Here is a 21,906-nt window from a genome sequence, read left to right on the forward strand (position 1 = left end):
GCTCCCGGCTGGACCTCACCGAGGTCATCGGGTGAGAGTAGGGCGCATGAAACTGGCGTTCTCCACCCTCGGTGTCCCCGGCCTCCCCCTGACCGACGTGCTGCGGCTCGCGACCACGTACGGCTATCACGGAGTAGAACTGCGCGCGCATCCGGAGGAGCCGCTGCACCCCGGTGTCGGACTCGCCGAACGGGCCGACGCGGTCGCCGAGTTCAAGGCGGCCGGCGTGGAGGTCCTCGGTGTCGCCGGGTACGCGCGCGTGGCGGCGCCCGGCGACGACGAGCCCGTCGTGGAGGAGATCCACCGCCTCCTGGACCTGGCCCGCGACCTCGGCGCCGGACACGTCCGCGTCTTCCCCGGCGCCGCCTCCGACCAGTCCCGCGAGGAGGCCGACGCCACGGCCGCCCGGCGGCTCGGTACGGCTGCGGAGTACGCCGGTGACCTCGACGTACGCATCCTCCTCGAAACCCATGACTCGCACCGCACGGGCGCCGACGCGATCCGGATCCTCGGCCCGGTCGGCCACCGTCAGGTCGGCTCGCTCTGGGACGTCATGCACACCTGGCTCGGCGGCGAACAGCCCTCCGAGACCTACGCCGCCCTCGCCCCGCACCTGGGATACGTCCAGGTCAAGGACATCGCCTCGGCCGAGGACACCACCCCGGTCGCTCTCGGCGCCGGTGTCCTGCCGCTCGCGGAGTGCGTCGAGGTCCTCTCCCGGAACGGCTGGGACGGCTGGCTGTGCTGGGAGTACGAGAAGCGGTGGTACGAGGCGGCCGCACCGCTGGAGGAGCTGCTGGAGGCCGGCCGCGAGCATCTGGCCCGGCTTCTGAACGACTCCGCCTGACGGCCTGACGGCGATCAAACCGGTGGCCTCGGCGGGAGGGGCCGGACAGCGTCCCGGGGTGCATCAGCCCGCCCCTCCCCCGCCCCCGGTGTCATGAGCCTCAGCCGTACGTTTCTCGATGTACGGCCGCTGCGCGGCTCGTCCGTCTTCCGGCGGCTGCTGTTCGGGCGCACGGTGTCCACGCTCGGCACCTTCATGACCATGGTCACCGTCATGTACCAGGTGTGGGACACGACCCACAGCACGCTCTGGAGCGGGGCGGTCGGTATCGCCCAGGCGGTGCCGATGGTCGCGGTGAGTCTCTTCGCGGGTGCCTGGGTCGACCGGGCCGACCGGCGCCGGGTGTACCTCACCGGCACCGTCGGCTCGGCGGTCTGCTCCCTGCTGCTGGCCGTGCAGGGCTTCGCCGGGCAGGCGCCGGTGACGGTCGTCCTGCTGCTGGTCGCGGCGCAGACCTCCTTCGCCGCACTCGGCGCGCCCGCCGCCGGGGTGTTCGTGCCGCGGCTGCTGCCCCGGGAGCAGGTGGCCGCCGGTCTCGCGCTCCAGCAGGTCACCGGGCAGGCGATGATGCTGGTCGGCCCGGCGGTCGCCGGGGTCGTGCTCGGCTGGTGGGGCATCGGCGTCTGCTACCTCCTGGACACCCTGAGCTTCACGATGTCCTTCTACGGCGCCTACGGTCTGCCCGCGCTGCCACCCGAGGGGGAGAAGTCCCGCCCCGGTCTGCACGGCGTCCTGGACGGACTGCGTTTCCTGACCGGTCACCGGGTGGTGCGCGGCGCGCTGCTGACCGACCTGGCCGCGACCGTCCTGTCCATGCCGGTGAGCCTGTTCCCGCTGGTCAACGAGGAGCGCTTCGGTGGCGATCCGCGCACGCTGGGCCTGTTCCTGTCCGCGCTCGCGGTGGGCGGGGTCGCCGCGACGGTCTTCTCCGGCCCGGTCACCCGCCTGGCCCGTCCCGGTCCGGTGATGCTATGCGCGTCGGCGACCTGGGGCGCGGCCCTGGCGCTGTTCGGCATGACGACCAGTGCGTGGGCGGGCCTCGGCATGCTGGTGCTGGCCGGCGCGGCGGACGCCCTCGCCGTCCTGTCCCGTACGACCATCGTCCAGACCCACACCCCCGACGCCCTGCTCGGCCGGGTCACGGCCGCCGAAACGATCGTCGGCCAGGCGGGCCCCCACCTCGGCAACCTGCGCGGCGGCCTGGTCGCGGGCTGGACGTCGGGCGTGACGGCGCTGATCACGGGCGGGCTGATGTGTGTGGCGGCGGTGGCGTGGGTGGGGGCGCGGACGCCTCAGTTGCGGGCGGTGCCATCGGGGCGCCCTCCCTCACACCCCTGACCCGGTGACCGACAGCGCCGTCAGTCCCACCAGTTGAACAGAAGGTCGGCCAGCGCGTCGGGTCGCCAGTACCGGATGTCGGACCGGTCCGCCTTCGTCAGGCCGGTCAGGTCCAGCCGGCTCAACGGTGTACTCAGGACATCGGGCGACAGGACCTCGAAACCGGCGGTCGCGAAGGCGCCCACCGACACCGGCGGGGCCACGAAACCGGATACCGGCCGCATCGGGACAGGCGGTGCGTCGGTGAAGGCGACGACCGGCCAAGAGGCGTGGCACAGGACGGCATACGAACCAAGCGGGCCGGTCATCGCGACCCCCGTGAAGCTGCACGCCGTTCCGCAAAAGTCCAGCACCTCGACGCGGGCCCGGAGTTCCCTCGCCGCCGCGAAGCAGGCCGTCCGGAACAGCCGTACGTCCGACCCCCGCCGTTCCCCTACTCCCTCATCCCCGACGTGCCACAAACCCCGCCACCCGCTCCTCCAACCGCTCCCGGCACCCCGGCCACTCCTGCGCCGTGATCGAGAAGATCGCCGAGTCGCGGAGGCGGCCGTCCTCACCCGGCGCCCAGGAGCGGGACCAGTTGCGCAGGATGCCCTCGAAGCGGGCGCCGACGCTCTCGATCGCGGCCCGGGAGCGTGCGTTGCGGGCGTCCGTCTTCAGGTCGACGCGGGAGACGCCCCACGTCTCGAAGGCGTGCCGGAAGAGCAGCAGCTTGGCCTCGGCGTTGATGCCGGTGCCCTGGGCCGAGCCCGCCAGCCAGGTGAAACCGACCTCGACGGCGTCGAGCCGGTCGTCCGAGAGCCAGCACCGCGGCTCCCAGAACGACGTGGCCCCCACCGCCCGCCCGGAGGCCACCGAGACCTGCGCGTACGGTGCCAGCCGTCCCGTCGCCGCCCGCGCGAGCTGCGCGTCGACGTAGTCGCCGACCTCGTCGGCCCTCGGCACCCAGGTGAACGCGTACGTGCCGCGGTTCTCCTCCGCCGCCGCGGCCAGGTCGGCCGTGTGTCCGTGGTCCAGCGGTTCCAGGCGCACCAACTCGCCTGCCAGGACCGGTCCTTCCAGCTGGAAACTCAACGCCCGTTCAACTCCCGATGCCCCTGCGCAGTTCGGCGAACGCCTCGTGGAAACCGGGGAAAGTCTTCCGTACGCATCCCGGGTCGTCGAACGAGATTCCCGGTACCCGAAGGCCGGTGACCGCGAAGGACATGGCGATGCGGTGGTCGCCGTACGTCGTGATGCGAATGTCGGCCGGCACAGCGGTCCCGGGGTGGATCTCGATCCAGTCCGGGCCCGTCGCCACGCGCACGCCCAGCCGGCGCAGGTTCTCCGCGCAGGCCTCCAGGCGGTCGCACTCCTTCACCCGCGTGTTGGCCACGTCCTCGATGCGGACGGGGGACGAGGCGAAGGGGGCGATCGCCGCGAGCGTCGGCATGGTGTCCGAGATGTCGCGCATGTTGACCGTGAGGCCGTGCAGTTCGCCGGTGCCCCGGACCGTGGTGGCGTCGGCGCGGACGGACACCTCGGCACCCATCCGCCGCAGTACGTCCACGAAGCCGAGGTCGCCCTGGAGCGCACCCGTGCCCAGCCCGGGGACCGTCACCTCGGCGCCCGGGGTCACCGCCGCCGCCGCGAAGAAGTAGCTCGCCGTGGACGCGTCGGGCTCGATCGCGTAGGTCGTGGCGCGGTAGCCGCCCGGCGGGACCACGAAGGCGTCGTCCTCCCTCGTCACCTCCGCCCCGAACGCCCGCATCATCGCGAGGGTGATCTCGACGTACGGGGCCGACACCAGGTCCGTGACGCGGATGCGCAGGCCCCGGCGAGTCAGGGGGCCCAGCAGCAGGAGTGCGGTGAGGTACTGGGAGGACTGGCCGGCGTCCAGCGTCACCTCGCCGCCCTCCACGCCTGCCGCCCGCACCGTCAGCGGATGGTGTCCCTCCGCCTCCTCGTGCCGCAGGTCCACGCCCAGGTCGCGCAGCGCACGCGACAGCGGCGCCAGGGGACGCCTGCGCATCTGGGGCGAGGCGTCGAAGCGGTACGTGCCGTGGCCGGCCGCGGCCAGGGTGGGCAGGAAACGGGCGGTCGTCGCGCCGTCCCGGCAGTACACGTCCGCCTCGGCGGCCGCCGGCCCCTGCGGGCGGCCGTCCACCTGCCACACGTCCGGGGTACGGCCCACCCGGTAGCCGAGCCGTACCAGGCCCTCGGCGAAGCCCTCCGTGTCGTCCGAGCGCAGGGGGCGTACGAGGGTGGTCACGCCGTCGGCCGCTGCGGCCAGGAAGAGGGCGCGGGCGGTGATGGACTTGGACCCGGGGAGGGACAGGGACTGCGGGGCGGGCGTGTCGACGGGCATGCCCCTCATGATCGCCGCAGGACCGCCTCCGACGCGGGCACGTCCACGAGATGGACCCGTTCAGACGCGTCGCCCGGAGCGCGGCCCCCGCCTCCACCGGTCGTCCGGCAGCGGTGCCCTGCGGTCCGTCTGGACCTGGAGCTCGCAGTACGAGTCGGCGGCCGTCCCGTGGAACGCCTCGTCGTGTGCTGCCAGCGCGCCGCGCAGGGCCCCGCCCGCCGTCCCGCGGCGCCGGACGTGGCGGGCCAGCAGGGCGAAGAGGGCCAGGGTCACGGCAAGACCGGCGAGGACGGTCAGGAGCGTCAGCGACTCACTCATGCCCGGGATCAGCCGGCATCACCGGTGTTTCCCGATGGTCTGGAGATCCCACGGGAGACACGGGACTCACCACTGACCCGCCGAGTGCTTGCAGAAATTCCAGACCACAAAACCCCCTTTGACGTCACAGGTCCTGCGGCTCCTCAGATTTTCGATCCTTCTCGGTGAATCTACCGACGAGGACTTGCGCCGCAGCCAGGCACGCAGGACTATTTTGCTATGTAGCATATTGTCCTATGAGTGTACGCGAGGAGGTGGATCGCCACCCCCCGGACTGCGCCAGGCAAAGAGGTGATGAGGCTGTCCGATATGGGTCTCCCTGTGAGGCCACACATCGTCCCGAAGGGGGAAGCCACAGGACCGATCGTGACGAAGCAGCGTCCAGGCAAGTTGAGGCGACTGCCGTGTCCACCACTGAAAGGGCTACTGTGACCGCGTCCGAGAACCCGATGATCCTGCGAGAACGACTGCGGGACCGCCTGAAGAAGGCCAGGGAGCAGGCCGGGCTCACCCAGCGACAGGTGGCGAATGCGTTCGGCTGGAGTCCCTCGAAGGTGATCCGGATCGAGAACGGCCGGATTGGCGTGAGCGTGACAGACGCCATGGCCCTCGTGTCCCAGTACGGAATCGAAGGTGACGAAGCGCGAGAACTCGTCGACCTCGCGAAAGCAGCGCGTCAACCCTCGTGGTTCGCGCCGTACCGTCCCGTAATCAGCTCAGCGTTCGAGGCATTCCTCGCCTACGAGGAATCAGCCAAGATCGTCCGCGCATACGAACCGAACATCACGCCGGGCCTGTTGCAGACAGAAGAGTACGCCAGAGCCGTACTGCAGAGCTTCCCCCAGGGGGGCGAGGGGCCGGATGGCAGCAATCTCGAACTCAGGGTCGACCTTCGCATGAAGCGACAGAAGATCCTGCAGTCCGAGGACGCCGAGTTCTTCTTCATCCTGGACGAGTGCGCGCTGCACCGACGAGTCGGCAACGAGACGATCATGCGTCAGCAGCACGAAGCTCTGTTGCGGATCAATGACATGCCCAACGTGACAATCCTGTATGTGCCGTTCACGGTGGGCGTCTATCCCCTCTACACCGGACCGTGCCACATCTTCGAATCCGCGAACGCCGATGACGATCTCGTCGTCTTCCTGGAAAACCCCGACGGGGACACGATCCTCAACGAAAAATCCCCGAGGACAGGAAAAGGAAAAGACCCCGGAGACTACCTGGATGAATTCTGGCAGGTAGAGAGAGAGCTCGCCAAACCGATCACACGGAGCTCCCTTCCCTACGGAGGGCCAGGTTCCGAATGAACACCCCCCAGGCACTACGACTGCATTCTATATGCAGTCCACCCCTCCACTTCGTGTCCCGAACAAACACCGCATCGGAGATCGCGACTTCGACGCAATTACTCGGGCCACTACGCGCACTCTTTTTCCAAACCAGATCAGGACGGTTCACCGTACCTCCAGACCTCGCCAGCGAAGCAAGGGGAATTATGGGTGATCCAATTAGTCCTGACAAGGCCGAAATTCGGGCAGTCAATTAACCGATCCGCACCACAAAGGAGTAAACCAGGTCAAACTATGCCATAAGCGCGCGATTCACCCTGAACACCGTTGAAGTGTTCAAAAAGGAAAGGGAGCCCCAGGGCCTTGCCGGCAAGCATCCGGCCAGGGGGCTCCCACACAGAGCACGCTCACTCGAAGATCCCAGAAAGGCACTCCGCACATGAAGTCTAGCGACTCCGTCGCCCACGTCATCCTCACAGCACTACGAAAACTGTGGGACAGGTGGGGGCGGGTGACGGCCACCAGCATTGTCAGGGCGGTCGCCACGGCTGCAGGAACGGTCATAGGAACAGCGATCTTCTCCCTCGTAGCCGTCTGGTGGCAAAGGAAGTAGCCACCACTGGTGCCGGCTGACGGCGCCAGGCGCTCCGTCAGCCGAGAGGACACTCGTCTTTCGTCACAGCCGCACCAACTTCGGCAAAAGGGGGCCGTGCCGGGAACCCCGCCCGGCCTCCGCCCGTCCAAGCGGCACGTTGCCGGAGAGTCACCGCGGTGCGGCGTCGGCCTCGCTGCTGGCTGCGATCGCTGACCCAACCCTCTCCCCCGTACTGCGGCCGGCAGCACCCGCCGCCATCGGCGCGCCCCCTCCACAGCGTCGATGGCGGCGCCCTCTTCCCCGGCCGCGTTGCCGGGGGCGGCTTGGCCCGGACGAAGAAGACCCGCTCGGACGTCCGGCGCACGCGGCGTACACACCGGAGCGGATTCCGCCCGCGCTTCTCTTCACGGCACCGCAGTATCTGCGGCTGATCGGGCGCGCCCACGGGGCGCCGGACGCGGAGACGGAGCGCCTGGAAGGAAACGCGCCAAGGGGGGAGGTTCTCATGTCGCTTCTCACCGGCCGCGAGTCCGGCCGGACCTTCCCAAACAGGAGCGGGGTGCCACGTTACTGTGCACTCCCTTGACTGGCAGAAACTTCCCGGTTATTGGTGACTTCTCGGAAGTTTCCTTCAGCGGATCACCTCCGGAAGGAGCGCACGTGCCCTCCAGACGTACCGTCCTCGCCGCGACGGCAGGCGTCACCGCGGCCCTCGCCGTCAGCGGGACCGCCCACGCGGACGACCAGCAGCGCGACAGCAGGCTCCGCTCCCTCGTCTCCCGTATGACGCTCGAGGAGAAGGTCGGCCAGCTCTTCGTGATGCGGGTCTACGGCCACTCCGCCACCGCCCCCGACCAGGCCGACATCGACGCCAACCTCAAGGAGATCGGCGTCCGTACGGCCGCCGAGATGATCGCCCGGTACCGGGTGGGCGGGATCATCTACTTCACCTGGGCGCACAACACCCGTGATCCGCACCAGATCGCCGATCTGTCCAACGGCATCCAGCAGGCGTCACTGCGGCAGCCGCGCGGACTGCCGGTTCTCATCTCGACCGACCAGGAGCACGGGATCGTCTGCCGGGTCGGTGAGCCCGCGACCCTCTTCCCGGGCGCGATGGCGATGGGTGCGGGTGGATCGCGGAAGGACGCCCGCACCCTCGGCCGGATCGCGGGGCAGGAACTGCGCGCCATCGGCATCCGGCAGAACTACTCCCCCGTCGCCGACGTCAACGTCAACCCGGCCAACCCGGTCATCGGCGTACGCTCCTTCGGCGCCGATCCTCAAGCAGTCGCCGGGGTCGTGGCCGCCGAGGTCGCCGGCTACCAGGATGCCGGGGTCGCCGCGACCGCCAAGCACTTCCCGGGGCACGGGGACACCGCGGTCGACAGCCACTACGGCTTCCCGGTCATCACCCACAGCCGGAAGCTGTGGGAGAAGCTGGACGCCGTCCCCTTCCGGGCCGCGATCCGCGCCGGCATCGACTCGATCATGACCGCGCACATCCAGTTCCCGGCGCTCGACGCCTCCGGCGACCCGGCCACCCTCTCCCGTCCGATCCTCACCGGCATCCTGCGCGGTGAACTCGGCTACGACGGGATCGTGGTGACGGATTCCCTCGGCATGGAGGGGGTGCGCACGAAGTACGGCGACGACCGCGTCCCCGTCCTCGCCCTCAAGGCCGGTGTCGACCAGCTCCTCAACCCGCCCTCCCTCGACGTGGCGTGGAACGCCGTCCTGAGGGCCGTACGGGACGGAGAGCTCACCGAGGCGCGGCTGGACGAGTCGGTCCTGCGGATCCTGCGGCTCAAGGCCCGGCGGGGGCTGTTCGAGGAGCCGTACGTCAGCCAGGGCGGTGTCACCCGGACCGTCGGCACCCCGGCCCACCTCGCCGCGGCGGACAGGATCGCCGAGCGTACGACGACCCTGCTGGTCAACGAGCGGCGGCTGCTGCCCCTGTCCCGCCGTACCCACCGCAGGCTGCTCGTCGTGGGCGCCGACCCGGCCTCTCCGTCGGGTACGACGGGCCCGCCCACCGGCGTCCTCGCCGCCGCCCTCACCGAACTGGGCTTCACGGCCACCGCCCTGTCGACCGGTACGGCACCCACGGCGGCCGTCGTCGCCCGGGCCGTCGCCGCCGCACAGGACGCGGACGCGGTGATCGTGGGGACGTACAACATCACGGCCGCCCAGAAGACGCTCGTCGAGCAGCTCGTGGCAACCGGGAGGCCGGTCGTGGCGATCGCGATCCGCAACCCCTACGACGTGGCCCAACTGCCCGCCGTGCCGGCCTACTTGGCGGCCTACTCCTGGACCGACGTCGAACTGCGGGCGGCCGCGCGGGTGATCGCCGGGAGGGCGGCACCGCGCGGGAGGCTGCCGGTACCGGTGCAGCGGGCGGACGACCCCGCCAAGGTGCTGTACCCGGTCGGGTACGGGCTGTCGTACGGGCGATAGCGCGCGGGGCGTACTTCCCGTACGACTCGCAACTCGTACATCACCCCCGAAAGGCGCAAAGGACCCCACATCTCTGGCGTGGTCCCGCCGCGACGGTCACGCTGGGCGGTGGGGGTAGTGCGGGGGGACTGTGATGCGCGACAGGTTTTTCACGGGGGTGGTGTACGTACTGGCGGCTCTGCTCGCCGCCCTGCTGACGGGATGCACCCAGCCGGCGGCCGGCGGCGAGAGCGACGAGCGCTCCAGTGTCCCGGCCTCCGTCTCGCCGTCCGCCACCCGGACCTCCGGGTTCGGCGCGGTGTTCCTCGCGGTCGACGAGTGCAGTTCCTTCGGCAAGACCACCTTCACCGAGGTGCCCTGCACCGGCGAGCGGGCGGCGGCACGGGTCGTGGCCCGGCACGACGGCACCACGGCCGACGGGCCGCCGTGCCCGGCGACCACCGACTTCGTGCTGCACATCAGTGAGCAGAGCCGGATCTCCGACGAGGACGGCGACGGGGCGGTGCCCCAGGGATACGCCTGCATGCGCAACCTGCAGCCACCGCATCCCGGCGACCCCGGCGGCGGGGGCGGCCCGCGGACCATCGTCGGCGACTGTGTGTACGGCTCGGGCAGCGGTCAGGTCAGGGAGACCGCGTGCGACGGGCGGGGCGTGCGGAAACCGCAGTACAAGGTGGTGAAGGCGGTCACCGAGCGCGGCCGGTGTCCGCTGTCCACAGCCCTGTACGTCCAGCTCGGCGGTCCTCAGCCGGTGGGCTGCGCCCGGCCGTGGTGAGCCCGGCCGGGCGCGGCGAGCGGACTACGGACGCAGGGTGGGCTCGCGCTCCACGTCCCGTACGTCCAGCTTCCTGTCGAACTTCGCGAGCGGCTTGGCCTCGGTCACGGCCGTGGCCGGGACGCCCGCCCAGGCCAGGATCCTGGCCGTGGCGAACGCCTTCTGGTCGGCGACCAGACCGGCGACGTTCGCCCCGTGGTTCATACCGGGCGCGGTGAACACGTACGCGTCCTTCGCCCCCTTGTCGACGCGGAACCGCTCCGCGCCCCACGGGTCGTTCTGGCCGTAGACGTAGAGCATGTGGCGGGCGTTGTTCCGCACCCAGGTGTCCACGTCCCGCATCGCGTACGGCTGGAACTTGGTCGGGATGTCCCGCGGGACGAAGTTGCGCGGCGGCTGGTAGCCGTAGCGGATGTACTTCTTCTCGATGTGCGGGAACTTGATCGTCGGCGCGCCGAGCTGGGTGGCCGCCTGGTAGTAGTACGGCGTGTACGTCTCCAGGCCCTGGTCGGCGTACGCGGAGAAGCCGGAGATCGTGTCGATGGAGTTCCAGATCTGGTCGTCGGTCGCGGTCTTCGCGTTCGGCGGGATCAGTTCGTCGTCACCGCAGTTGGCGAGCAGGTTGTACTGCCAGAAGCCCCAGACGTAGTCCAGGACGACGGCCTCGTAGGCCTTGTCGAGGCTGCCGACGGTGGTGAAGGTGAGGCCCTCGGCCGTCGCGTACTCGGCGTACTTCTTCTCCAGGGACTCGCGCCGGACCAGGGCCTCGCGCTGCACCGCGTTCAGCCGGTCGCGGCACTCCTCGGTGCCGACCTTCGCGAAGAAGCGGTCGTAGGCCGAGTCCTCGTTGTTGACCACGTCGTTGGGGGCGACGTAGGCGACGACGCCGTCCATGTCGCGCGGGTAGAAGCGCTCGTAGTAGGTGGCCGTCATGCCGCCCTTGGAGCCGCCCGTGGAGATCCAGTTCTTCGAGTAGATCTTCTTCAGCGCCGTGAAGATGCGGTGCTGGTCGCTGGCTGCCTGCCAGATGTCCAGCTTGGTCCAGTCCGCCGGGGCGGGGCGGGAGGGCGTGAAGAAGCGGTACTCCATGGAGACCTGGTTGCCGTCCACGATCTGGGTCGGCTCACTGCGGCGGGGCGTGGTGGAGACGTTGTAGCCGCCGGTGTAGAACACCGTCGGCCGGCTGACGTCCTTGTGCAGCACGGTGATCCGCTGCTGGAACGTGCCCTTGGACGGGTGCCGGTGGTCGACCGGCTGGGTGTAGTCGAGCACGAAGAAGCGGTAACCGGTGTACGGCTTCTCCTCGATCAGGCTCATCCCCGGGACGGCGAGGAGCTGATCCTTGATGTCGGTGGTGGCACCGGTGCCGTGGGCCTCCGGCTCCGCGGCGGTGGCCGCGCCTGCCGTGCCGACCGTGCCTATGAGCACGACCAGCGTGAGAAGCCATCTGAGCGCCTTGCGCATGCACCCTCCCCTGTAAGTACAGATGTCCGCCGGACGCTAGCGGGGCAAGTCCGGTCGGCACCAGGGGAGATGGCGTCTTGATGGGGAAAACCCTGTGCGGAACCTGTGTGTCAGAGGCGGATCCAGCCGTCCGAGTCGTACGTGCCCCGGCCGACCTGGCCCTTCACCCACACCTTCCGCTGCCCGGCGTGCACGGTGACGGGGCCGGCCCGGTACTTGTACCGGCCCGCGTCCTGGACCGGACGCAGCCCGTACGCCCGCAGGCTCACCTTCATGTACTGCCGGACCCCGGGGCGCTTGGGAATCGTGACCGCGCACACGTAGCCGCGCCGCTTGTAGACCTCCACCGTGCCGGTGGAGAACGGAAACGACCTGACCTTGCGCCCCTCGCACGACGTGGCCGCGGCATGCGCGTGCCCCGGCGCGGCGACCGCGAGCATCCCGGCCACCGCCATCACGGCCAGCCCCTGAGCCAGCCGCCGTATCGCTCCACTCTTCACTGCCGTCCCTCCCGCAGCTTTCGGGCGTACAGGTGTACGGACGCACAACGTATGTCGGACGGTTGCACGACCGTCAGCGGGACACCTCGACCGGCTCCCCTACGAACGTCCGCCACAACTCGGCGTACCGCCCCTCCAGGGCGAGCAGTTCCTCGTGGGTGCCGTCCTCGACGACGCGGCCGTGATCCATGACCACGACCCGGTCGGCGCGGGCCGCCGTGGTCAAGCGGTGGGCCACGACGAGCGTCGTACGACGGCCCGCGAGTCGGTCGGTGGCCTGGTTGACCTGGGCCTCGGTGGCGAGGTCCAGGGCCGCCGTGGCCTCGTCCAACAGGAGGATGTCGGGGTCGACCAGCTCGGCGCGGGCCAGCGCGATCAACTGGCGTTGGCCCGCCGAGAGGTTGCGGCCCCGCTCGGCGACCTCGTGGAGGTAGCCGCCCTCCAGTGTGGCGATCATCTCGTGGGCGCCGACCGCGCGGGCCGCCGCCTCGACCTCGGCGTCGGTGGCGTCGGGGCGGCCGTAGGCGATGGCGTCCCGGATGGTGCCCTGGAAGAGGTACGCCTCCTGCGGGACCACGCCGAGGCGGTGGCGGTAGGAGGTCAGGTCCAGGGCGCGCAGGTCGGTGCCGTCGACGGTGACCCGGCCGCCCGTCGGGTCGTAGAACCGGGCCACCAGCTTGACCACGGTGGACTTGCCCGCGCCCGTCTCGCCGACGAACGCGACCGTCTGACCGGCGGGGATCTTCAGGTCGATGCCGCCGAGGGCCTCCTCGTCGTCCCCGTACGCGAAGTGCACGTTCTCGAAGGCCACTTCACCGCGCAGGGAGAGGACCTCCAGGGGCTCCTCGGCCGCCTTCGTGGACGTCGGTTCCTGGAGCAGTTCCTGGATGCGGCCCAGGGAGACGGTCGCCTGCTGGTAGCCGTCGAAGACCTGGGAGAGCTGCTGGACCGGGGCGAAGAACAGGTCGATGTAGAGGAGGTAGGCGACCAGCGCGCCGGTCGTCAGGGTCGCCGCTTCCACCCGGCCCGCGCCCGCGATCAGCACGGCGGCCGCGGCGACCGACGACAGCAGCTGTACGAAGGGGAAGTAGATCGAGATCAGCCACTGGCCCCGGATGCGGGCCTGGCGGTAGCTGTCGCTGCGCTCGGCGAACAGCGCCCCGCCGTCCCGCTCCCGCCGGAACGCCTGCACGATCCGCAGCCCCGACACCGACTCCTGGAGGTCGGCGTTGACCAGCGAGACGCGTTCCCGGGCGAGTTCGTACGCCTTCACGCTCGCCTTGCGGAAGAAGTACGTGGCGATGATCAGCGGCGGCAGCGTCGCGAAGACGACCAGCGCCAGTTGTACGTCGAGCACCAGCAGGGCGCCCATGATGCCGAAGAAAGTGACGACCGAGACGAACGCCGTGACCAGGCCGGTCTGGAGGAAGCTGGAGAGGGCGTCGACGTCCGTCGTCATCCTCGTCATGATCCGGCCCGTCAGCTCCCGCTCGTAGTAGTCGAGTCCGAGCCGCTGGAGCTGGGCGAAGATCTTCAGGCGCAGGGAGTACAGGACCCGTTCGCCGGTGCGTCCGGTCATCCGGGTCTCGCCGATCTGGGCCGTCCACTGGACGAGGACCGAGAGCAGGGCGAGCAGGGTCGCCGTCCAGACCGCGCCCATGGCCATCCGCGAGACACCGTCGTCGATGCCGTGCCGGATCATCACCGGCAGCAGCAGGCCCATGCCGGCGTCCACGGCGACCAGGCCCAGGCTGATCAGCAGCGGCCGTCCGAAGCCCCGCAGCAGCCGCCGCAGACCGTACGACTCCTCGGGCGTGACCGCGCGTGCCTCGTCGATGTCCGGGGCGTCCGTCGCCGGGGGCAACGCGTCGACCTCGGCGAGGAGTTCGGGGGTGGCCGGGGTGCCGGCCAGAGCTGTGTCCTTGCGCTCGCGGTCGCCGGTCCACAGGCGGGGGGTGACTCCGCGCTCGGCGTCGAACTCGGCGTCCAGCTCGTCGCGTACGGAGGTGTCCTCCTGTACGGCGGCCGGCCGGGCGTGGCCCGAGGAGACGCCGCCGAGGCCGTCGGGGTCGGTGAGCAGACGGCGGTAGAGGGGTGAGCGCTGCTCCAGCTCCTCGTGGGTGCCCACGTCGGCGAGGCGGCCGTCGTCCAGGACGGCGATGCGGTCGGCGAGGTTCAGGGTGGAGCGGCGGTGGGCGATGAGGAGGGTCGTGCGGCCCTCCATGACCTGCTTCAGGGCTTCGTGGATCTCGTGCTCGACCTGCGCGTCCACGGCGGAGGTGGCGTCGTCGAGGACGAGCAGGCGCGGGTCGGTGAGGATCGCCCGGGCCAGCGCGACGCGCTGGCGCTGGCCGCCGGAGAGGGTGAGACCGTGCTCGCCGACCTTGGTGTCGTAGCCCGCGGGGAGCTCGGCGATGAAACGGTCCGCCTGGGCGGCGCGGGCGGCCTTCTCGACCTCCTCCTGCGTCGCCTCGGGACGGCCGTACGCGATGTTGTTGCGGACCGTGTCCGAGAACAGGAAGGAGTCCTCGGGGACCAGGCCGATCGCGGCCCGCAGGGAGTCCAGGGTGAGTTCGCGGACGTCGTGGCCACCGATGAGGACGGCGCCGTGGGTGACGTCGTAGAAGCGCGGGAGCAGGAGCGAGACCGTGGACTTGCCCGAGCCGGAGGAGCCGACGACCGCGAGGGTCTCGCCGGCGCGGATCTCGAAGCTGAGCCCGTCGAGAACCGGGCTGGTTTTGCCGAGGGCATGGTCGTAGCCGAAGGACACGTCGTCGAACTCGACGGTGGCCGGCGCGTCGGCGGGGAGCTCCTTGGTGCCGTCCTTCAGGTACGGCTCGGTGTCGATCAGCTCCAGGACGCGCTCGGTGCCGGCGCGGGCCTGCTGGCCGACCGTGAGGACCATGGCGAGCATGCGGACCGGGCCGACGAGCTGGGCGAGGTAGGTGGAGAAGGCGACGAAGGTGCCGAGCGTGATGTGACCGCGGACGGCGAGCCAGCCGCCGACGGCCAGCATCGCGACCTGGCCGAGGGCGGGCACGGCCTGGAGGGCCGGGGTGTACTTCGAGTTGAAGCGGATCGTGCGCAGCCGGCCCGCGTACAGGCGGCGGCCGACCTCCCGGAGCTTGCCCGTCTCCTGGTCCTCCTGGCCGAAACCCTTCACCACGCGGACGCCGCTGACCGCGCCGTCGACCACGCCCGCGACGGCGGCGGCCTGGGCCTGGGCGTACCAGGTGGCGGGGTGCAGCTTGGAGCGGGAGCGCTTCGCGATCCACCACAGGGCCGGGGCCACCGCCAGGGCGACCAGGGTGAGCGGGATCGACAGCCAGGCCATCACGACCAGGGAGATCACGAAGAGGGCGACGTTGCCGATCGTCATGGGCAGCATGAAGAGCAGGCCCTGGATCAGCTGGAGATCGCTGGTGGCCCGGCCGACGACCTGGCCGGTGGACAGCTCGTCCTGGCGGCGGCCGTCGAGGCGGGTGATCGTGCCGAACATCTCCGTGCGCAGGTCGTGCTGGACGTCGAGGGCGAGACGCCCGCCGTAGTAGCGGCGGACGTAGGTGAAGACGTAGACGAGGAGCGCCGCGCCGATCAGGGCACCGGCCCAGGGAGCCATGTCCCTGGTGTGATCACCGATGACGTCGTCGATGATCACCTTGGTGACCAGGGGGACGAGCGCCATGACGGCCATGCCGCCCAGGGAGGAACCGAGAGCGAGGACGACGTCCTTCGGGTAGCGCCAGGCGTACCCGGCCAGTCGTCGTGCCCAGCCCCGTTGCGGTTCCACGCGGTGCCCTCCGGTGTGTCTGTCGGTCGTCCTGATCTACCGGAAGGCACCAACGCCGAAGTAAGCGGATTTCATCCCTCCGCAATATTCCCGAGGGTCAGACCCGCACGCCGAGGTAGTAGAACCGCGTCGTCTGTACGGCGTTCTGGTTGTCGTCGCTGACCAGGAGGACCTTGAGGCGGCCCTTGTCGTGGCCGGTGATCGCCATGCCCTCGATGTTGTCGAGGAGGGGGTTCGGCTGGGGCTGCTTGGCCGTCGCGCCCAGGGTCGGGCAGCTCGCGATGTCCGTGAGCAGGGTCTTTGTGATCAGGCGTACGCCGGACTGGCCGGTCAGGTTCTCGACGCCGCTGGTGTCCGTCGCGTGGCGGAGGGCGGCCAGGTAGAGGCGGACCGTGTTGCCGACGCCCGGGGTGAAGCCGCGTTCCAGGACGAGGAGGCGGCCGTCGGGGAGGGCCTGGACCTCGGGGACGCCGAGGAAGGCGGCGTCGGTGCGGTAGGCGTACTGGGCCCCGGGCTTCCAGCCCTTCCCGTGCCGCTGCCAGGTCTGGAAGCGGACCGTGCCGGCCGTGTCGCCGGACAGCGCGTACTCCATGGAGGCGAGCAGGGTGCGGCCGCCGTTCATGAGGGTCAGGCCCTCGAAGGTCTGGTTCGAGGTGGCGCGGCCCGCCGGGGCGACCTGGAGGGAGGCCGGGACGGGGAGACGGTCGAGGATCGTGCCGTCGGTGCCGTAGCGGCGGATCGACGGCTCGGTCTCCGAGGTGATCAACCGGGTGCCGTCCTTCTCGATCGCCAGGCCCTCGGAGTCCAGCGCGGCGCCGTTCTCGTCGGCGAGCGGGACGACCGACCTCGGCGCCAGGGTCCTCGCGTCCAGGGAGAACAGCGAGGAGCGGTCCGAGAGGGCGGCCAGGGAGCCGTCCCGGTCCACCGCGAGCGCGGAGAGGTTGCCGACGAAGGTGCCGTCGTACGTCGTCTTGTCGAGCGCGTCGGAGAAGCGGTCGAGGGAGACGGACGGGGAGCAGGCGTGGCTCTCCGGCGCGGCGGCCTGCGCCGGGCCTGTGGCCGCGAGGCAGGCCGCCGCCGCCAGGGCCGCGGTGGTGGTCGCGAGTACGGTTCTCAGCTGCATGGGCGTCACCGTAGGACGGGCCGGTGACGTGCGGGAGTCCGGCAGGCGTCAGCTCGCCGCGAGATCCCGGTGGACGACCTTGGCGACACCCTGGATCGTGGTGATGCCGTAGTTCATGGAGCTGTTGCCGTGCGTGAGCACCGTGATCATGTAGTCGTGGCCGCCGCCCTTGAAGGTGCCGACGCTGTGCACCCGCCAGCCGTGCGTGGAGCGCTGGAGCCAGCCGTTCTTGACGTGCCAGGCGATGCCCGACCCGGCGCCGTACGGTGTCCCCCAGCGCTGCGAGGAGATGACCTGGCCCATCAGCTTCAGGATGTAGGCACGCGCGTTGTCGCTCAGGACCGTGTTGCTCGCGGTGACCAGCTTGAGCAGCTTCTGCTCGTCGGTGACGGTGATCTGGGTCAGGCCCCAGTAGCCGTTCGCCCCCGGCTTGGTCTGGGTCATGCCGGCCGCGGTGAGGAAGCCCTTGATCTTGGTCAGGCCGAGCTGACGCCACAGCTTGCTGGTCGCGTCGTTGTCCGACTTGGTGATCATGGCCTTGGCGAGGGTGTTCTCACGGTCGGTCAGATACCGGTTGTGCTTCTTCGCGTCCCACAGCAGCGTGGCGAGGACGGTCACCTTGACCACGCTCGCCGAGTCGTAGGCGGTCGAGGAGCGCAGGGTGCAGGTGGTCTTGGTCGTACGGTCGTAGAGGCCCACGGCGACGGTGCCGGAGCGGTTGGCCAGGGCGGACGTGATGTCCCGCTTGAGTTTGTCGGCGAGGCCCGCCTTGGCGGACGTGCAGCTGACGGCCGGTGCGGTCGCGGCGGCGGCCGGCGTGGCGACGGCGACGCACGCGGCCAGCGCGCCCGCCGCGATCCATTTCCTGTGTCTGAATATCCCCCGTGTCATGCCCTGTTGACTCTCGACCGGGGGCGAATGGTTGTACGCATGGGGAATGGTTGTGCGAGCCGTTACCCAACCCGTGGCTTTTTCACAGGATGGCGCCAGCTACGTCACAGCCCTCACCCAACCGCGCTTCGCACGATGCCCGGGTGACATCTGCCACCGATCCCCACCCCCACGCCGAGACCGTGTCCGCCGACCGGCCACCGCCGGCCCCGCCCGCGGCGCCCCCGGACAAGGCCCCGCGCTGGTCGCTGCCCGTCCTGCTCGCGATCCTGGTCCTGGCCGGCGTCCTGTACGGCTGGAACCTGAGCGGAAACAGCCTCAACAGCTTCTACAGCGCCGCGATCTACAGCGGTACGCAGAGCTGGAAAGCCTGATTCTTCGGCTCGCTCGACGCGGGGAACTTCCTCACCGTCGACAAGCCGCCCTTCGCGCTGATGATCATGGGGCTGTCGTGCCGGGTCTTCGGCTTCGGCACCTGGCAGATGATGGCGCCCGAGATCGCGGCCGCCCTCGGCACCATCTGGATCCTGCACGCCTCCGTGAAGCGGGCGTTCGGGCACGTGGCGGCCGCGATCGCCGCGCTCGTCCTCGCGCTGACCCCGATCACCGTCGCGATCGACCGGGACAACAACCCCGACACCGTCCTCGTCCTGCTGATGGTCGGCGGCGCGGCCCTCGCGCTGCGCGCGGTGCGCACCGACAGGCTGCTGCCGCTGATCGGCTCGGCGGTCCTGTTCGGGCTCGCCTTCAACACCAAGATGCTCCAGGGGTACATCGCCCTGCCGGCCGTCTTCGCGGTGTACGTGTACGCCTCGAAGCTCGGCTGGCGGAAGAAGGCCGTCAACCTGGCCCTCGCGGCAGTGGCGCTGGTGGTCTCCAGCTTCTGGTGGGCGACGGCGGTGTCCCTCGTCCCGGCCGACGACCGGCCCTACATCGGCGGTTCGACCGACGGCTCCGCCTGGAACCTGATCATGGGCTACAACGGCCTGGGCCGGGTCCTCGGCGGCGAGGGCAACGGCGGAGGCGGCGGTGGGGGCGGCGGGGGCGGCACCTTCGCCGGTACCGCGGGCATCGGCCGGATGTTCAACGACATCCTCGGCGGCCAGATCTCCTGGCTGATCCCCTTCGCGTTCCTCGCGCTCGTCGCCGGCCTGGTGCTGTGCGGCCGGGCCCCGCGCACCGACATGACACGGGCCGCGCTCGTCCTGTGGGGCGGCTGGCTGGTGCTGCACTACCTGACCTTCGCGATGGCCGAGGGCACCATGCACCCGTACTACACGACCGCGCTCGCCCCCGGCATCGCGGCGCTGACCGGCGCGGGCGGCGTCATGCTGTGGCGCGCCTTCCGCGGCGGTGACGCCCGCTGGTCCTGGGTGCTGCCGGCCGGGCTCGCGGTCACCGGAATCTGGGCGATCGTGCTGCTGCGCCGGGCCGCCGGCTGGAACACCTGGCTGTGGCCGGCCGTCGGCGTCCTCATGGTCCTCGCGATCGTGGGCCTGTTCGTCTTCCGTACGGCGGGCTCGGGGACGCGGCTGCGGCTGCTCGGGGTGTCCGTCGCGGCGGCGATCGTGGCGGCCCTCGCGGGTCCGACGGCGTACGCCGCCTCACCGGCCCTCTCCTCCGCCTCCGGCGGCATGGGCGGCACCAACCCGACGGCGGGTCCGTCGACCGGGGGCGGCATGGGCGGTCCGGGGGGCGGGGGCGGCCGGGGCGGCTTCGGCGGCGGCAACGGCGGCGGGCAGAACGGCACCCAGCAGGGCGGCCGGGCGGGCGGGGAGCTCCCCGGCGCCGGAGGCGGTCAGATGCAGCCCGGTGGCGGCACCGGTGAGCTCCCGCAGGGCGGGGCGCCGGGCGGCACCAGCGGGGAGTTCCCGGGCGGCGGTACGGCTCCCGGCGGGACCGGCGGCACGACCGGTAGGCCCGGCGCGGGAACGGGCGGTGGCGGTGGCGGTATGGGCGGCACCGTCGACAGCGCCCTGATCTCGTACCTGGAGAAGCACCAGGACGGCGCCAAGTGGCTGCTGGCGGTGTCCAATTCGCAGGGTGCCGGCCAGCTGATCCTCAGCACGCACAAGCCCGTCATCTCCATGTGGGGCTTCACCGGCACCGACCGGGCGATGACCCTCGCCAGGCTCGAGGAGCTGGTGAAGAAGGGCGAGTTGCACTACATCCAGCTCGGCGGCGGAGGCATGGGCGGCAACAGCAGCCTCAGCCAGGAGATCACCAACTGGGTGCAGAAGAACGGCACGGCGGTGAAGGAGAGCGACTACAGCACCGGCAGCTCTTCTTCGCAGAGCGGCCAGTCGAACAGCACCTCGACGATCTACCGGCTGGACCCCTCGGACGTCGGCTGACCACCACACCGGCTGTCCGCCCTACGACGATGTCCCGCGCTCTTCCGGAAAGGGCGCGGGACATCGTCGTACGCCCGACCGGTGCCGGTGAAGAGCCACCGGCGTCCCGTACAACCCTCGGGCCCCACCAGAAGTCTCCTGATCGCCAACCGCCCGTGTCCCGCAGGACAACACCAGGCAAACACGGACGGTCCGCACCCCATCGACGCGGATGCCCGCAGGCATCCCCCGCATGCAGCAGGAGAATCCGGCATGCACCAGAAGCACCACCCGCACCTCAGACTCGCCCTCGCGACGGCCGCCGCTGCCGCGCTGACGGGCGGTCTGCTCGCTGTCTCGGCGACGACGGCCACCGCCGCCGACTCGTTCAAGGTCGCCAAGGCCGACTTCAACGGCGACGGCATCGGCGACGTCCTGGCCACGGCCGCCACCGCCTCCGTCAGCGGGCACGCCAACGCCGGCCAGGTCGTCGCCCTCTACGGCAGCACGGGCTCCGGCGTGACCTCGGCCAAGCGCACGGTCCTCAGCCAGAACTCCGGCACCGTGCCCGGCAACGCCGAGACCGGAGACCTGTTCGGCGGCGCGACGGCCTACGCCGACTTCAACGGCGACGGGTACGACGACCTCGCCGTGGCCTCGCCGTACGAGAAGGTCGGCACCGACACCGACGGCGGCGCCCTCGCGATCCTGTGGGGCTCGGCGAGCGGCCTCACCGGCAAGGCGAGCGACGTACCCGACCCGGCCGTCTCCTCGCACGACAACTGGGGCCTGTCCCTGGCCGCCGGCGACTTCGACGGCGACGGCAAGGCCGACCTGGCCGTCGGCAACTCCTCCGCCACCCTCTACGTCTACAAGGGCGGCTTCAGCAGCTCCACCGGCCTGCCCGGCGGCCGCTACACCGTCAAGCCGCCGATCATGCCCGGCTCGTCCGGCTTCCCCTACGGCCCTCAGCAGCTCACCGCCGGCGACGTGAACGGCGACGGCCGCACCGACCTGGTGGTCGACGGCTACGAGACGCAGACGGACAACGGCTGGAACACCAACTACTGGGTGCCGGGCACCGCGAGCGGTCTGAGCGTCGCGGGCGTCAAGACCCTCAAGCCGGGCATCGTCACCGGCATCGGCGACATCAACGGCGACGGCTACGGCGACATCGTCACCGGCGCCGGCTGGGACGCCACCTCCGGCGACGGCCAGACCATCCCGGACTCCGCGAACGGCGGCAAGGTCAGCATCACCTACGGCTCCGCGTCCGGCCCCGCCTCGACCACCGGCATCACCCAGAACACCGGGAACGTCCCCGGCAGTTCGGAGAAGGGTGACGCCTTCGGCTGGGACCTGGACCTGGGCGACGTCAACGGCGACGGCTACCAGGACCTGGTCGTCTCCACCCCGAACGAGGACCTCGGCAGCGTCACCAACGCCGGCATGGTCACCGTCATGTACGGCTCCGCGAGCGGCATCAACACCTCCACCGGCCTGCAGTCCTTCGCGCAGAGCACGGCGGGCGTCCCCGGCACCGACGAGAAGAGGGACCTGTTCGGCGCCGACGTCAAGCTCGACGACGTCAACGGTGACGGCAGGGCCGACCTGGTCATCGGGTCGTACGAGGACGGCGGCGACGGAGCGGTGACCTACCTGCCCTCCACCGGCACGAAGATCGGCACGACCGGCGCCCGCGCCCTGTCCGTGACCTCGGTCGGCGTCTCCACCTCGGGCACCGCCCAGTTCGGCGCACTCTTCGCCGACTAGCGCTCCCCTTCGCACAGGCATCCCACGCCGGGCCTGTGACCGGTCGACCGCCCTTGGGGCCCG

At 70.4% G+C, this 21,906-nt stretch carries 16 protein-coding genes and 1 pseudogene; 7 read left to right on the forward strand and 10 right to left on the reverse strand.

Features of this window, described 5'->3' with window-relative positions; all coding sequences use genetic code 11:
• The first annotated feature begins 46 nt into the window (after nt 1-46).
• Together ACGFWE_RS14365 and ACGFWE_RS14370 are read left to right on the forward strand one after the other, a co-directional pair.
• The gene (locus tag ACGFWE_RS14365; RefSeq protein WP_352384213.1) at nt 47-847 is read left to right on the forward strand and encodes a sugar phosphate isomerase/epimerase family protein; all 801 of its coding nucleotides are present in this window, start codon (nt 47-49) and stop codon (nt 845-847) included.
• A gap of 93 nt (nt 848-940) precedes the next feature.
• Entirely contained in the window at nt 941-2,185 is a 1,245-nt protein-coding gene (locus tag ACGFWE_RS14370) for an MFS transporter (RefSeq protein WP_393600053.1), read from the forward strand.
• A gap of 20 nt (nt 2,186-2,205) precedes the next feature.
• Here ACGFWE_RS14370 and ACGFWE_RS14375 read toward each other — a convergent pair whose 3' ends face one another.
• The 4 genes from ACGFWE_RS14375 to ACGFWE_RS14390 all read right to left on the reverse strand — a co-directional run bounded on the left by ACGFWE_RS14375 (nt 2,206) and on the right by ACGFWE_RS14390 (nt 4,850).
• Nucleotides 2,206-2,493, reverse strand: coding sequence for a hypothetical protein (locus ACGFWE_RS14375; protein ID WP_352384215.1), 288 nt, complete (start codon nt 2,491-2,493; stop codon nt 2,206-2,208).
• A 133-nt stretch (nt 2,494-2,626) separates the two neighbouring features.
• On the reverse strand, nt 2,627-3,259 hold the full coding sequence (locus tag ACGFWE_RS14380) for a GNAT family protein (RefSeq protein ID WP_352384217.1): 633 nt from the start codon (nt 3,257-3,259) through the stop codon (nt 2,627-2,629).
• Between the two features lie 7 nt (nt 3,260-3,266).
• Entirely contained in the window at nt 3,267-4,532 is a 1,266-nt protein-coding gene (aroA, locus tag ACGFWE_RS14385; protein WP_393600054.1) for a 3-phosphoshikimate 1-carboxyvinyltransferase, read from the reverse strand.
• A 60-nt stretch (nt 4,533-4,592) separates the two neighbouring features.
• Nucleotides 4,593-4,850 carry a hypothetical protein gene (locus tag ACGFWE_RS14390; RefSeq protein WP_393600055.1) on the reverse strand — a complete coding sequence of 86 codons (258 nt, stop codon included), beginning with the start codon at nt 4,848-4,850 and terminating at the stop codon, nt 4,593-4,595.
• Nucleotides 4,851-5,254: 404 nt separating this feature from the next.
• Between ACGFWE_RS14390 and ACGFWE_RS14395 the strand changes: the two genes are divergently transcribed.
• Nucleotides 5,255-6,160, forward strand: a complete 906-nt coding sequence (locus ACGFWE_RS14395; RefSeq protein ID WP_352384222.1) for a helix-turn-helix transcriptional regulator — start codon at nt 5,255-5,257, stop codon at nt 6,158-6,160.
• Here the strand turns inward: ACGFWE_RS14395 and ACGFWE_RS14400 are convergent.
• Nucleotides 6,117-6,311 carry a DUF397 domain-containing protein gene (locus ACGFWE_RS14400; RefSeq protein WP_352384224.1) on the reverse strand — a complete coding sequence of 65 codons (195 nt, stop codon included), beginning with the start codon at nt 6,309-6,311 and terminating at the stop codon, nt 6,117-6,119. The genes ACGFWE_RS14395 and ACGFWE_RS14400 overlap by 44 nt on opposite strands.
• A 1,086-nt stretch (nt 6,312-7,397) precedes the next feature.
• Between ACGFWE_RS14400 and ACGFWE_RS14405 the strand changes: the two genes are divergently transcribed.
• Both ACGFWE_RS14405 and ACGFWE_RS14410 read left to right on the forward strand, forming a co-directional pair.
• On the forward strand, nt 7,398-9,194 hold the full coding sequence (locus ACGFWE_RS14405) for a glycoside hydrolase family 3 protein (protein WP_393600056.1): 1,797 nt from the start codon (nt 7,398-7,400) through the stop codon (nt 9,192-9,194).
• 133 nt (nt 9,195-9,327) lie between these two features.
• Nucleotides 9,328-9,969 (forward strand): hypothetical protein, encoded by a 642-nt coding sequence (locus ACGFWE_RS14410; protein ID WP_352384228.1) that lies wholly within the window; start codon nt 9,328-9,330, stop codon nt 9,967-9,969.
• 24 nt (nt 9,970-9,993) lie between these two features.
• Here ACGFWE_RS14410 and ACGFWE_RS14415 read toward each other — a convergent pair whose 3' ends face one another.
• The 5 genes from ACGFWE_RS14415 to ACGFWE_RS14435 all read right to left on the reverse strand — a co-directional run bounded on the left by ACGFWE_RS14415 (nt 9,994) and on the right by ACGFWE_RS14435 (nt 17,737).
• Nucleotides 9,994-11,433: a S28 family serine protease gene (locus ACGFWE_RS14415; RefSeq protein ID WP_393600057.1), complete on the reverse strand. Its 1,440-nt coding sequence runs from the start codon at nt 11,431-11,433 to the stop codon at nt 9,994-9,996.
• Nucleotides 11,434-11,543: 110 nt separating this feature from the next.
• Entirely contained in the window at nt 11,544-11,933 is a 390-nt protein-coding gene (locus ACGFWE_RS14420) for a hypothetical protein (RefSeq protein WP_352384231.1), read from the reverse strand.
• 73 nt (nt 11,934-12,006) lie between these two features.
• Complete coding sequence (locus ACGFWE_RS14425; protein WP_393600058.1) at nt 12,007-15,723, reverse strand: ABC transporter ATP-binding protein; 3,717 nt, start codon at nt 15,721-15,723, stop codon at nt 12,007-12,009.
• Nucleotides 15,724-15,820: 97 nt separating this feature from the next.
• Nucleotides 15,821-16,846 carry an esterase-like activity of phytase family protein gene (locus ACGFWE_RS14430; protein ID WP_393600059.1) on the reverse strand — a complete coding sequence of 342 codons (1,026 nt, stop codon included), beginning with the start codon at nt 16,844-16,846 and terminating at the stop codon, nt 15,821-15,823.
• Nucleotides 16,847-16,894: 48 nt separating this feature from the next.
• The gene (locus tag ACGFWE_RS14435; protein ID WP_352384240.1) at nt 16,895-17,737 is read right to left on the reverse strand and encodes a serine hydrolase; all 843 of its coding nucleotides are present in this window, start codon (nt 17,735-17,737) and stop codon (nt 16,895-16,897) included.
• Nucleotides 17,738-17,880: 143 nt separating this feature from the next.
• On the opposite strand from ACGFWE_RS14435, the pseudogene ACGFWE_RS14440 reads away from it, so the two are divergent.
• Nucleotides 17,881-20,091, forward strand: a pseudogene (locus ACGFWE_RS14440) (glycosyltransferase family 39 protein).
• 252 nt (nt 20,092-20,343) lie between these two features.
• Nucleotides 20,344-21,843: an FG-GAP and VCBS repeat-containing protein gene (locus tag ACGFWE_RS14445; RefSeq protein WP_393600060.1), complete on the forward strand. Its 1,500-nt coding sequence runs from the start codon at nt 20,344-20,346 to the stop codon at nt 21,841-21,843.
• Nucleotides 21,844-21,906 lie beyond the last annotated feature (63 nt).

This window comes from Streptomyces sp. NPDC048523, from assembly GCF_043199815.1.
Taxonomy (GTDB): Bacteria; Actinomycetota; Actinomycetes; order Streptomycetales; family Streptomycetaceae; genus Streptomyces.

Excerpts from the sequence above, each read along its gene's own strand:
- ACGFWE_RS14410 (WP_352384228.1), top strand. The coding sequence starts at position 9,328 with ATGCGCGACAGGTTTTTCACGGGGGTGGTGTACGTACTGGCGGCTCTG.
- ACGFWE_RS14370 (WP_393600053.1), top strand. The coding sequence starts at position 941 with ATGAGCCTCAGCCGTACGTTTCTCGATGTACGGCCGCTGCGCGGCTCG.
- ACGFWE_RS14415 (WP_393600057.1), bottom strand. The coding sequence starts at position 11,433 with ATGCGCAAGGCGCTCAGATGGCTTCTCACGCTGGTCGTGCTCATAGGC.
- ACGFWE_RS14430 (WP_393600059.1), bottom strand. The coding sequence starts at position 16,846 with ATGCAGCTGAGAACCGTACTCGCGACCACCACCGCGGCCCTGGCGGCG.
- ACGFWE_RS14390 (WP_393600055.1), bottom strand. The coding sequence starts at position 4,850 with ATGAGTGAGTCGCTGACGCTCCTGACCGTCCTCGCCGGTCTTGCCGTG.
- ACGFWE_RS14445 (WP_393600060.1), top strand. The coding sequence starts at position 20,344 with ATGCACCAGAAGCACCACCCGCACCTCAGACTCGCCCTCGCGACGGCC.
- aroA (WP_393600054.1), bottom strand. The coding sequence starts at position 4,532 with ATGCCCGTCGACACGCCCGCCCCGCAGTCCCTGTCCCTCCCCGGGTCC.
- ACGFWE_RS14365 (WP_352384213.1), top strand. The coding sequence starts at position 47 with ATGAAACTGGCGTTCTCCACCCTCGGTGTCCCCGGCCTCCCCCTGACC.
- ACGFWE_RS14375 (WP_352384215.1), bottom strand. The coding sequence starts at position 2,493 with ATGACCGGCCCGCTTGGTTCGTATGCCGTCCTGTGCCACGCCTCTTGG.
- ACGFWE_RS14435 (WP_352384240.1), bottom strand. The coding sequence starts at position 17,737 with ATGACACGGGGGATATTCAGACACAGGAAATGGATCGCGGCGGGCGCG.